Origin of the sequence: Fibrobacter sp. UWEL, assembly GCF_900142535.1 — a bacterium.
In the GTDB taxonomy this organism is placed as follows: Bacteria; Fibrobacterota; Fibrobacteria; order Fibrobacterales; family Fibrobacteraceae; genus Fibrobacter.
Genome location: NZ_FRBE01000010.1, coordinates 117229 through 128820 on the forward strand (window position 1 = coordinate 117229; position 11592 = coordinate 128820).

At 50.8% G+C, this 11592-nt stretch carries 10 protein-coding genes; 2 read left to right on the forward strand and 8 right to left on the reverse strand.

The features are described from left to right. Nucleotides 1–15: 15 nt before the first annotated feature. The 7 genes from BUB59_RS15365 to BUB59_RS08270 form a co-directional block, all read right to left on the reverse strand. Nucleotides 16–159: a hypothetical protein gene (locus tag BUB59_RS15365; RefSeq protein WP_159433351.1), complete on the reverse strand. Its 144-nt coding sequence runs from the start codon at nt 157–159 to the stop codon at nt 16–18. A 74-nt stretch (nt 160–233) separates the two neighbouring features. After that, complete coding sequence (locus BUB59_RS08245) at nt 234–1571, reverse strand: ATP-dependent 6-phosphofructokinase (RefSeq protein WP_073228362.1); 1338 nt, start codon at nt 1569–1571, stop codon at nt 234–236. 109 nt (nt 1572–1680) lie between these two features. Next, nucleotides 1681–3567 (reverse strand): sensor histidine kinase, encoded by a 1887-nt coding sequence (locus tag BUB59_RS08250; protein WP_073228365.1) that lies wholly within the window; start codon nt 3565–3567, stop codon nt 1681–1683. Then, nucleotides 3555–4277 (reverse strand): response regulator transcription factor, encoded by a 723-nt coding sequence (locus tag BUB59_RS08255; RefSeq protein WP_073228368.1) that lies wholly within the window; start codon nt 4275–4277, stop codon nt 3555–3557. The genes BUB59_RS08250 and BUB59_RS08255 overlap by 13 nt, the downstream gene beginning before the upstream one ends. A gap of 27 nt (nt 4278–4304) precedes the next feature. Beyond that, entirely contained in the window at nt 4305–5228 is a 924-nt protein-coding gene (locus BUB59_RS08260; protein ID WP_073228371.1) for a hypothetical protein, read from the reverse strand. Between the two features lie 85 nt (nt 5229–5313). Beyond that, entirely contained in the window at nt 5314–6711 is a 1398-nt protein-coding gene (locus BUB59_RS08265) for a COG3014 family protein (protein WP_073228374.1), read from the reverse strand. 105 nt (nt 6712–6816) lie between these two features. Continuing rightward, nucleotides 6817–7362 carry a PEGA domain-containing protein gene (locus BUB59_RS08270; protein WP_073228377.1) on the reverse strand — a complete coding sequence of 182 codons (546 nt, stop codon included), beginning with the start codon at nt 7360–7362 and terminating at the stop codon, nt 6817–6819. Between the two features lie 120 nt (nt 7363–7482). Here BUB59_RS08270 and BUB59_RS08275 point away from each other — a divergent pair, with 120 nt between their 5' ends. Next, nucleotides 7483–9252, forward strand: coding sequence for an ABC-ATPase domain-containing protein (locus BUB59_RS08275; protein WP_073228404.1), 1770 nt, complete (start codon nt 7483–7485; stop codon nt 9250–9252). Between the two features lie 17 nt (nt 9253–9269). Here the strand turns inward: BUB59_RS08275 and BUB59_RS08280 are convergent, their stop codons facing one another. Continuing rightward, the gene (locus BUB59_RS08280) at nt 9270–10781 is read right to left on the reverse strand and encodes a GGDEF domain-containing protein (protein ID WP_073228379.1); all 1512 of its coding nucleotides are present in this window, start codon (nt 10779–10781) and stop codon (nt 9270–9272) included. A 96-nt stretch (nt 10782–10877) separates the two neighbouring features. On the opposite strand from BUB59_RS08280, the gene BUB59_RS08285 reads away from it, so the two are divergent. Continuing rightward, on the forward strand, nt 10878–11159 hold the full coding sequence (locus tag BUB59_RS08285; protein ID WP_073228381.1) for a DUF4258 domain-containing protein: 282 nt from the start codon (nt 10878–10880) through the stop codon (nt 11157–11159). Nucleotides 11160–11592: the final 433 nt, after the last annotated feature.

Genomic DNA, 11592 nt, shown 5'->3' on the forward strand with positions numbered 1-11592 from the left:
GTATCGAACTTAATTCTAGACTTTCCAGGTTTGCAACAGTTTGTTCAGTTGGGCAATACGAGCTTTTTCCTCGTCGGTGCCGTGGTAGGTCTTAAATAATAAATAACGATATTCCATGAGCGCAGTGCGAATCAAAACTTTTTCTTCTTTCTTCAGCATAAATCAATAAACAAAAAGGTACAAAGAGGAACGGGGGCTTTACGTCCCGCCCTCCTGGCAATATTTATGTAGAGTTACTTGTGACCCTTGCCCTTACCGGAGAAGTAGTCCTGCTGGCGGGTCATGCCCAGCACAGCGTGCCACAGGTTTCCGTTGGGGTTGATCTTCTTACGTTCGTTGACGGCGTATTCGATAGGTACGTGGGAGAAGGCATTGTTCATGCTGCCCACCACCATGTCGGTCTTACCGGCCATACCTGCGTGTACGGCGGCTTCAGCCAGCTGGAAACAGAAAATAGCGTCGGTACCCTTGGCCGGGGTGCTACGAACCATGTAGCTGGGGTCAAAGTACTTGATGTTGATTTCCTTGCCCACCTTGTTGAAGTGTTCCTTGATCTTGCGGGTCAGGAATTCACCAATATCGTTCTTCAGGACGTTACCGCTAGCATCCTTACGTTCCGGCTGGTCTAGGAACAGTTCCTGGCCGGCGCCTTCGGCAACTGCGATCACGGCGTGAGTCTTGCCGTTGTCGTAGCGGCTTTCCAGAGCCTTGCAGAGGCCTTCCAGAGTAAAGGGAACTTCGGGAACCAGGCAGATGTTCACCACGGTAGTAGCAAGAGCTGCGTAGGCAGCAATAAAGCCGGAGTCGCGACCCATGAGCTTCACCAGGCCAAGACCGTTGAATGCACCGTTTGCTTCGTTATGGGCGCAGGTGATCACGTCTGTTGCACTGAGAACTGCGGTTTCGAAACCGAAGGTTCTGTCAATGAGGTTCAAGTCGTTGTCGATGGTCTTGGGAATACCGATGATGGAAATGGGCTGCTTGCGCTTCTTCACTTCTTCGGCAATGGCGTGAGCGCCGCGGAGGGTACCGTCACCGCCGATGCAGAACAGAATGTTGATGTTCAGACGCATCAGGGTGTCCACCATGATGGCCGGATCCTGTTCACCGCGGGAGCTGCCGAGAATGGTGCCGCCGTCTTCCTGGATGGCGTCCACAACGTCCGGATTCAGGACCTTGGGAGAGTAGCCATACTTGGGATTGAGACCGCGGTAGCCATAGGGAATACCAAAGATGTTGCGAACGCCGTAGTCAAACCACAGGGTCTGAACAAGGCCCTTGATCACGCTATTCAGGCCGGGGCAGAGGCCGCCGCAAGTAATGATGCCAGCGCGGGTCCATGCCGGGTCGTGGAAAATGGTTTCGCGGGGGCCAGCAGCTTCCAGGCTGGGCACCGGAGTGCCTGTTTCGTAGAAATGCTTGATGCGCTTCACGTCAGTCGTCAGGCTTACCTGTTCACTGTCGGAAACGTACTGTAGGCCCTTCAGAGGGGACTTCAAGGTTCCCACGCCTACAGTTTCGATAGAAAGATCATATTCAGTCGGATTCTGCAGAATATCTTCTTGTGTCATAATAGCATCCCTTTTATGGTTGCTGGGTTTTTAAAGCTTGCCCTTACTCTAAAAATACATATTTGCAATTCTTGCGAATGTTGCAAATATGATTTTTATTCATACTGAATTACAGCTCCAGCGGGGGGAAATGAATTTTTGTCCTTAAGCCAGGGTTTGCGTTTTCCACTTCAATCTTCATATTACATAAAGTGCAAAGCTTTTTCACCATGGATAGGCCGATACCCGTTCCGCTTGTCTGTCGGGTCATTTCATTTTCCACGCGGTAGAACTCCTGGAACACCTTCTTCATTTCGGAGGGAGGAATACCTGGGCCGTAGTCGCGAACAGCCATGTACATGTCCGTACCCTTGATGGCAAGTTCAATGCTGATCATCTTGTAGTCGGACTTCTTGCTGAACTTCAGGGAGTTATCCACCAGGTTCATGAGGATCTGCATGATGGCGTCACGGTCAATGAGCAGGTGGATGTTGTCCGCTTCCATGTCGGTGGAGACCGTCAGCTCAAAGCCCTGCTTTTCCACGTTCTTGCTGTAGGTGGCCAAGAAGTCGTCAATGACTGCCTTGGGGCGTTCCATGCGCAGCTGCACATTCCAGCGGTTTCCATCCAGTTTGGACAAATTAAGCACGTTCTGGATCAGGCGGGAAAGGCGGTCGGCTTCACTTGCAATCTGGTTGTAGTAGCGCTGCTTCTTTTCCTCGTTTGCCACCCAGGAATTTTGCAGGAGTTCCGCATACATCTTGATGGCTGCCAGAGGAGTCTTCAGTTCGTGAGTGATGGCGGAGACGAAGTCCTGACGCTTGGTGGCAAGATCCACCTTACTGCGGGTAAACCTGTAAATGGTAATCAGACAGATGGCGATGATAATCAGCAGGATGGTGCCTGTCAGCAGGATGGTGTATCCGGCCAGCTGCTGACCGCTGTTGGAATAAACTCGGAAGGTAAGCTGTTCAAACGGTGCGGAAAGACTCTTCTCGAAGATCAGCCTGCTGTTGAACTTCTTGCGACCACGAGTGTTCTCCACCTTGCCGTCCAGGGCCAGTTCCACGGCGTAATCCGGATTTGCAATTTCCCGGGGCAGACTAAGCAGCCGGTAGTTTAGGTAAGTATTTTGATTGACCACAAAACCTTGCACCATGGAAAGTGCGCCAAAGCCAATGTCTCGATAGAAGACGATGTAGCCTCTGGAATACTTAGCCTGGAATAGGGAAGTAACCACGCTCAAGTCATTACCGATGGATAACTGCATGCGTCCCATGTTGGCGCTGTCCATCTTGGCTGTTTCGACGAAGTAGGTCAAGGCTTCGTCTTCGGAAGTAATTTCCGTACGGCGGATGTTGATGTTGGAATTCTTGTCCCACAGCTGGTCGATAATGGGAGCTTCCGCCACTTTCGTAGAGTCCACCACCTGGAAGGATTCCTGACTCACGATTTCGTTACGGATCTCAAGAGTGTCCACAAGCTGCTTGATCAAATCCCTGATGGAACGTCTCTGCTTTTCATCTTCGAAAGCGTAGTAATCCCATACCATCTTGCCCACGATGGCGTTGGTGTCGGGATAGAACGGCGTGAGAAGGGTGTTGCTTTGGTCAATCTGGAAATGTCCCACTAGACCTTTACGGCAGTGGTTGTTTTCTACATCGAAGGAGCAGTAAGGACCCGCGGAATCCGGGAAGAAGAAGGATTCTGAAATCTGGGGGCTGTAACCGCCGATCACAGGTGTTGAGTTCAGGATGCCGTAAACCTTATAGGAACGGTTGTTCTCTCCGTTGAAATCCTGGGTAAGATCGTCGGACAGTGCCTGGTAAGCGTTGTTTGCCGAGTACAGCTGGGTCTTTTCCGCAAGAGCAGAAGACTGCTGGTAGGTATGCACAAAAAGAATGCTCAGCGGGACGCCAATAACTAGAAAAATGGAAACAAACACCAGGCGGTCTTTGACAATCGCCTGGTGTTTCTTTAAGTAAGAGAGAATTTCAGATACGTTTAGCGTTCGCATTCAGGTGCAGAGCGCATCTGGTAGCCTTCGCCGCGGAAGGTGACCAGAAGCTTCGGGTGAGAAGGATCGTCTTCGATTTTCTTGCGGAGCTTGGTAATGTGGATGTCCACAGTACGGGTGTCCACGGATTCTGCGTTTTCGTAACCCCAGACCTTGCGGAGGAGTTCGGAACGAGGAACGGCGTGGTCGCGATTGTTCCACAGGTATTCGAGGATTTCAATTTCCTTACGGGTAAATGCCAGTTCTTCGTCACCGCGGGTACCAGTGTATTCGCGGAAGTTGACCTTCAGGTTACCAGCAACCAGCTTGCCTTCGTTTTCCATGGACTGACGGCTACGGCGGAGCACTGCTTCGATACGGGCCAGGAGCATGGGAACGGAGAACGGCTTGGGGATGTAGTCATCGGCGCCGAACTTCAGACCGTTGATGATGTCTTCGTCAGCGTTCTTGGCGGAGAGGATGATGATCGGCAGGCTTCTGTCCTGTTCGCGAATCTTGTCGCAGACAGTGAAACCGTCCATGCCGGGAAGCATCAGGTCCAGAAGGACCAGGCCGTACTGGCCGGACAGAGCTTCGGCAAGGCCGTCTTCGCCGTTAATGACGTGCTTTACACGGTAGCCGTTTAATTCGCAAAGGTCTACGAGGCCTTCTGCGATTGCAATTTCATCTTCGATGATAAGGATGTTGGTACTGCTGGTATTCTGAGTCATTTTACACCTAGTTAATCTTTAAATCTATTAGAGAGCGAAGCCCACACCGACTTCTGCAGTCATGTTGCCAGCGTCAATTTCGGTGGGATAGTCACCGCCGAAGTAGTACTTGAAGTTAGCGTAAGCTGCAATGGGGATGATGGGGAGCTTGGCACGAACGCCCAGCATGACGTGGCCACCGATGCTGGTCTTCAGGCCTTCTTCCAGGGCTGCTTCCTTGATCTTATCCACGGCCTGATCCTGAATGCGGGAGGCGAGACGGTCTGCCATCTGGGCCGGGTCCATCTGTGCTGCCAGGTCGGCTGCCTTGGACGGATCGTTCAGAGCTTCGGAAGCGGCTTCAGCCATTTCGTCCTTCATGCTCTGGAGGACTGCACCATAAATACCATTCACGACACTGTAGGTGAAGCTCTGGTTCAGGATGAAGGTGTTCAGGTTATAAGTAACACCACCGCCGATGTAGGGGCGGATGATAGGAATGAAAGTAATGGGGTAGGTGATGGTCAAGTCACCGTTCATGTGGAAGAACTTGGGGTTAGCTTCTGCCCAGGAGGGTACGCCACCCAGTTCCACCTTCAGGGGGATTTCCTTGTAAAGGTCAATATTGCTGGGATCTACTTCGCCACCTTCGGAAAGGATCTTGGACAGGGCTTCCTTGTCCTGGAGAACGTAGAGGCTTGCGTCATAGGAGCCGAACTGGATGTTGAAAGTTGCTTCGACGTCGATAATGGGGAGGATGTCGATCCATGCCTTGAAACCCACACCCTGCATGATGCCCTTGAAGCCTTCATGCTTTACGAGGATGGTTCCGTCATCGGTTACTGCGGCAGGCTTATCCATGCCGGACATCTTGGTTCCAAAACCGGGGGCATAATGAGCACCGACGCCCAAAATAGCGAAGGACTGGCTTGCGAGCAGAGCAGCTGCAGCAGCAAATACTTTAAACTTCATGGAAGTACTCCTTAAAAACGTTTTGACTTGAAATTACATTAAAAATTGGAAAAACGGACGTCTAAAATTCCCGAAGATCCCAAAATTACCGTATGGAAGGCACAAAAAGGAATCTTTTCTGTCCCTTGGCCACGTTGATGCTGTTGAAGTTGAAGTCATCCACGGGCTGATTGTCCTTATTGATAGCCTTTACATTCAAGGTGTGGGTTCCCGCTTCCACCGGGATACGTGCCACGTAGATGTAGTTAGGCATGAAAAGTCCTACTCGCAGGTCCGCCTGTTCCAACTGGCTCTGGGCCACGTCCACGCCAATGTTCTTCACCAGGTCGAAAAGTCCGTTTCCTGTCTGGGTTGCCTTCTTGGTCGCCTGGGCGGCGATGGTTCTTACCACCACTCGCAGGGCAGTACGTCCGATAGTTACCGGAGTTTCTTCCTCGATATTCTTGGTCAGTTCGTTGTCCACGTTCATCACTCTTTCGGGCATGACCTTCAGGCTGTTGTCTAATTTGGCAAAGAAGTGATGGGTGACCTGCTTCAGGGGCTTCTTTTCGGGCAGGGCAAAGCCAATGTGGAAGGTTTCGCTACCGGCGTTAGGAACAATGGGGGCCACCAGGGTGAGGGAGCTGATGTTACCGGTCTTTGCGTCCTTGTAATTCAAGTGCATGGAGCCGCCGCTAATGAAGGTACCGGACATGTAGAGTTCGCCCAGAATGGGGCTGTGACCCGCATAGCCTACCAGCACGATTTCCTGTCCCAGCTTTCTTACGTCATCTGCCTTGGGGGTAGATTCCACAGGCTTGTAGCCCAGGGCGTTCAAGTCGGATACGCGATCCATTCGGGTCAGGCTTTCGCAGATGAATTCCCACACTTCCTTGGGCATGTCGATGTTGCCTTCCTTGAAGGCCTTGGCTGCCTTGATGTAGGCAATGGCGGCATCGTCATCTTCGCCGGCCATTTCATATACAATTCCGCAGAGATAGCGGAGGAATCCGTTGTCGTTCACCTTGTCCTTATCCTTCTGGTAAAGGGCATCCAGGGCAATCTGGGCGCGCTTCACTTCCACCAGGGCGTCGTCCACATTCTTCATGGCCAGGTAATTCATGATCTGCAGCTGGTGCATGACAATGATTTCAAAGGGACGTGCGCGGTAGGGGCGAACATTGTCGTTGGTTACCACGGCGGCAGCTTCGTTTGTGACGGAACGGGTGTACAGATCATCGTAAATCTGTTCGGCCTGTTCCAGGTGCATGCTGCTCTTTTCGTACTCGCCGTTATAATGATAGAGAGTACCCAGGTCAAAGTGATAAAGGTAGGCGCTCTTTTCCCCGTAGAGGTCATCCTTCTTCTTGTCGATTTCCTTGATGGTACCAGAAAATCCCTTCTTTTCCATAACGGGTGCCAGGGTCTCGTATCGAGTCATGGCCTTATTGGCGCAGGAACAAAGCAGCAACAGGCTGGACAAGAGTAATACGATGCGTTTCATAGATTCTCCCTTTTATATACGGGGTAGAATATAATTTATTCTGAGGATACAAAAAAATCCCCGGTAGGAATACCGGGGAAAACTCTAAGCATTTACAAGAGAGAATTACTTCTTCTTCTTCTTGGAAGTGTCGATAGTGACGTTGATGGTTTCTTCACCCTTCACGGTCACCAGTTCTTCTGCAGCCTTGCGGTTGTTGCATTCTGCACGAACCAGGTGGTCACCAGCTTCCAGGTTGTGGACGGTCAGCGGAGCGCCATCGGTCTTGTCTGCCAGATCGCCATCGATGTAGACGTTGCACTTGCCCGGAACGGTAGTGATCTTGATGTGACCCTTAGGAATCTTGGTGCCGAAGTTGAAGTCGTTGCACTTGTCCTTGCCCGGCCAAATGTTCACGCGCTTGTTCACCAGTTCGTAACCCTGGTCGATGACCACGAGAGTCTGACGGCCGGACTTAACGTTCAGGTTTACAATGGGGCTCTTACCGAGAGGTTCGCCACCCAGGAACACGTCACTGTTAGGAGGTTCGGTAATGATGTTGACCACTGCGGGCTTGTTGCGGGCAGGAGGTTCATCGCCGTCGCATTCAGTTGCGAAGGCGTTGATGGAGAGGAATGCCACCATAAGGGCGAAAATGTAAAGCTTCTTCATATAAGAGAACTCCTATCAATTAACTTGCTCGTTAAAAATATAAAGATTTTAAAAATATGAGCCCCGATTTATGAAAAATGTTTGTTAATAATGGACCTTTCAAATGTTATTTTTGGGAATATGAAAGCACTTTATCAAAAAATTCGCACTTTAAATGGCAAAAACTACGGTCTGTACAAGTCCTTGGCGGAAAAACCCTGGGATTTCGGAGATTTCTCCCTGGAATTTCTCCACGTACAGGGGGATCCCTTTGCCCCTGCCTCCCGAATCTTGATAAAGGCAAGTCTCCAGATGCTGGGGTACCCCTCTGAATGGGGCAGTACTTTTGAACGTCGCCTGGCTCTGTCTGATTTTTTATTGCGCCGTATGAGTGCGGTGGTGAAGGAAAGATATCCCGATAAGGATGCTGCCGTCGTCTTTGACGTGGCTGGACCTGAAATGCTGGTGCGAAATTCCCTCTGGATTGACAATGGGGAGCTGCGAGCCTGCCTCCAGGTGAAACTTCCCGGCGAAGGACGTAAGATCCAGTCCGAGTCCGCGGCAGAAATCCTGACCATGGTCCTTCCGGATTTGGTTTCTGCAAGTCTCTATAATGACGGTTCCCGCTGTGAAGGCGGTGTGAAGCCGGAACTGATGGCTCACTATAACGTTCTTGCGGATCGTAAAGTGATTCTCGAGGAACTGGACCGTCGGGGTCTTTGCGCCTTTGTTCCCGATGGGGCGGTACTTCCCAGAGCCTCCGGAATTTCTCAGGAACCGATGGAAGGGGCAATCCCGTTTGCTTCTCCCGCTGAATTGGCGGTCACCCTGAATGTGAACGGTCGAGATATTCGTGGCATGGGTATTCCTAAGGGAATTACAGTCATTACCGGCGGTGCATTCCACGGCAAGTCCACCCTGCTTCAGGCATTGACCCGCGCTGTCTACCCTCATATTCCGGGAGACGGACGTGAAGGAATCGTGATTGATGAAAGTGCCCTTCGAGTGGGTGTTGAAGATGGCCGCAGCGTTCGCGGTACGGACTTATCCCAATTTGTCAGGGACCTTCCCGGCGGCATCTCCACCAAGGACTTTACAACTGCCAGCGCCTCCGGTTCTACCAGCGAGGCGGCCAACTTGCTGGAAGCTATGGAGGCGGGGTCTTCCACGTTCCTCATTGACGAAGACTCTTCCGCAGTGAACTTCCTTATTCGTGACGTTCGCGTCCGTAAACTTCTTGGGGATGACCGCGAACCGCTGATCCCGCTGACTGACCGCATCCGCGAAATTTGCTATGGAGAATGTCATTCCGAGCGCAGCGAAGCGGAGTCGAGGAATCTCGTCGCAATTCGTAGCTTTATTCTCGTGGCTGGCGCCTGCGGTGACTATCTGGAACTTGCGGACAACATAATTGTCATGGCCAATTACAAGGCGGAATACGTAGCTGGTTCGGCAGGCTTACCAACCTTAAGCCGGCCTTCCGAGAATGGGGCGCTGCCGCCCTTCAAGGCTCCTGTTTCCCGCACGTTCGGCGAATATATCAAGCCCCTGCAAAATAGCGTGCGTCCCACTTCCGCGGTGGAACGTCAGGTGAAGGTGAAACTGTCCGGTGATTACCTGATCCAGATCGGTTTTTTGGTCTCGGATACAAGCCGCCTGGTGACCATGTCCGACCGTCAGCAGCGCCTGGGGGCTGGTTTCATCCTGCTAAATCTTTGCCAGAATGCTATCAGCAATGGCGACTCCGCTCAGGATACGTCCATTGTGGAATCCATCCGCAACATTAACGAAAAGATCATGAATGTGGGTTTCCGCAACTTGCCTCAGGGCTTAAGTCGCGAAATGAGCCTGCCCCGTCCTGTAGATATCGCCTGCGTTCTTTTCCGCTTGAGAGATCAGGGACGTAAGTAAAATCGGTTCATGAGCAATTAACGCCAGAAGGTGAAGGCCTTGCCTTCAATCTTCTTGCTCTCGTAGGTGCAGGAGTCTGCCCTATGGTACAGGGCGTCGAAGTCCAGGTTTTCTTCCCCGCGGTAGAACGCTGCACCCAGGCTTAGGGAAATACTGTAGTCGGGAATCTCGGCGATTTTCACCTTGCTCAAGATGTCGAAGAATCTGGAAATCAACTGGGAGCCCATTTCCTCGTTCACGATGCCGTATACGTAAACTACGAATTCGTCACCGCCTAGTCGAAGTAGAATGTCTGCTCCGCGGAAGGCTTTCTGCATGGAGTTCGCTACTGCCATGATCACTTCGTCGCCCGCCCGGTGTCCGTAGTTGTCGTTCACCTGCTTGAACTTGTCCACGTCGAACATACAGAGCATTCCGTACTTCTCTTCCTTAAGGCACTGCTTGATTTTTCTAATGCCTGCCTGGCGGTTCAGAAGGCCTGTCATGGTTTCCGTTTCCGCCTGTGTAATCAAGTTGCTTTCACGACTCTTCTGGTCATCAATGTTTTCCACTGCGAACAGAACGTAACGAGGAACGGAATTCGGAGTGACGTCTCCCACTGCGATAAAACGGGCGCGGCACCAGCCCACATGCTTTCCCATGAACTCGTGGGTAAGGGTGTGCTTGCCTCGCATTCTTTCCTGGAGAGTGGAGTATTCAACGAATTCCAGCGTCTCTTCCAAGTAATTTGATTGGGTGGTTGCCGTTATGACTGTTTTTACTTGCTCGCTATAGTTCTCGTAGCGGTCTTTCAGGCTTTCGTCAATAAAATCAGCAGATTTAATCTTTGCGAAAGTTCCATTACTTAAGTCAATGTAGTGCAGGGACACATAGATGTTGCCCATGGATTTCAGGTATTCGATAAGTTGTTCGTGACCGCTCAGTTCGGACACTTTCTTTTCGAACAAAAGTCCCTTCAGTCTAGAACGGCAGGTGTAGTATCCGATAAACAAGCCGATGGTACTGTATGCGATGCAGTCCACAATTTCTAGGGGGAGAATGTCGGCAGGCTTCACAAGCGTTGCTCCCACGATGAACGCTACATCGGTAATCAATACGGGAATCTGTATCCGGATGGGTCGCCCCACAAAAAGCTGGGGCACAATCATGTACAGGACAATAAGGGATATGGTCAGCTGCTGCGGCGCGATGAACAAGGCCAGGTTAAGGCCGAAGATGAAGAGATTGAAGATGAATAAAATCTCCATCCAGAGAATGACGCGATGGTTCTTGTCGCCAGTCTTTAAGGTAATTGCAAATGCTGCTGCGCTAAGAATTGTGCCTAGTCCGTAGGCGTAAACCTTGGGACGCATGGTGTCAACGCCAGTGATCAAGGCGACCACTAAGGCAATTGCGAAAAACACCGTTGCGATGAGGGTGTAGACCCGCAGGGATCGGTAGTTCGTCATGGTAATCTTGTCGCGGATTGAATTGTAATCCGCTCTAGAGATGTTTGCCTTCCCGATGGTCTTCAAAATTCTTTTCAGCATATAGGGAAAATATGAAATAATTCTGAAAAGTGGTTTACACAATGGCTCAAATGTACCGATAAAGAGGTATAAAGCAATGACCATCAGGAGGAACGAATGGAATACTTTACCGAACACGCAATGAAACGACTTGCCCAGCGCCAGATTGACAAACGGCTGGTGTTACTTTGTCAAAAATACGGCAAGCGAGTACGCACTAACCACGGCCGCTATCTGCTTCGAAAGGAGGACGTGCCTCACTATGAGCTGATCGGCGCAAGCCCTGCGTTAAAGTCCCACGTAGAAAAGCAACTCCCCATTTGCTGTGTTTTTGACGGGGAAGACGGTTGCATTACCGCTTTTCGGGTGAATAATCGCATCAACAAGACTCGCAGCTAGGCTTTTGGGCCTGTCAGGAGGTCTTTTTTCAGAATTTTTGACCCCGCAGAGGGAAATCCGCAAGGATTTTTGAAAAAGTTTCGGGAAAAAATCGGGCCATCGGCGGAAATTATCGCCAGGCATAGAAAGAAAGTTGTGGATAGAATGTGAATAAGCTGTGCTGAAGTGTGGGTAGATTTCGTTGCTAGCGAAAAAAGTGAAAAAAAGTGAATTTTTTTTGAGAATTTCCCTTGACATTCCTCCCGAAAATTCTATAATTGGCCTCACCTCCGAACGAGAGAGCCGAAACGAAAGAAACGAAAGCTAGACCGGTCGGAACGGCAGTTCGAGAAACAGCCGAGCAGTTTGAAGGAATCGGAGATGTGCTTAGTGACGGACCTTAGAAGAAATTCAAGGAAGTCAATTACTTAGAAGGCGAGAGTCGCGGCCAAGC

Coding starts and splice junctions, on each gene's coding strand:
- BUB59_RS08280 (WP_073228379.1), bottom strand. CDS start 10,781: ATGCTGAAAAGAATTTTGAAGACCATCGGGAAGGCAAACATCTCTAGA.
- BUB59_RS08255 (WP_073228368.1), bottom strand. CDS start 4,277: ATGACTCAGAATACCAGCAGTACCAACATCCTTATCATCGAAGATGAA.
- BUB59_RS08270 (WP_073228377.1), bottom strand. CDS start 7,362: ATGAAGAAGCTTTACATTTTCGCCCTTATGGTGGCATTCCTCTCCATC.
- BUB59_RS08265 (WP_073228374.1), bottom strand. CDS start 6,711: ATGAAACGCATCGTATTACTCTTGTCCAGCCTGTTGCTGCTTTGTTCC.
- BUB59_RS15365 (WP_159433351.1), bottom strand. CDS start 159: ATGCTGAAGAAAGAAGAAAAAGTTTTGATTCGCACTGCGCTCATGGAA.
- BUB59_RS08275 (WP_073228404.1), top strand. CDS start 7,483: ATGAAAGCACTTTATCAAAAAATTCGCACTTTAAATGGCAAAAACTAC.
- BUB59_RS08245 (WP_073228362.1), bottom strand. CDS start 1,571: ATGACACAAGAAGATATTCTGCAGAATCCGACTGAATATGATCTTTCT.
- BUB59_RS08260 (WP_073228371.1), bottom strand. CDS start 5,228: ATGAAGTTTAAAGTATTTGCTGCTGCAGCTGCTCTGCTCGCAAGCCAG.
- BUB59_RS08285 (WP_073228381.1), top strand. CDS start 10,878: ATGGAATACTTTACCGAACACGCAATGAAACGACTTGCCCAGCGCCAG.
- BUB59_RS08250 (WP_073228365.1), bottom strand. CDS start 3,567: ATGCGAACGCTAAACGTATCTGAAATTCTCTCTTACTTAAAGAAACAC.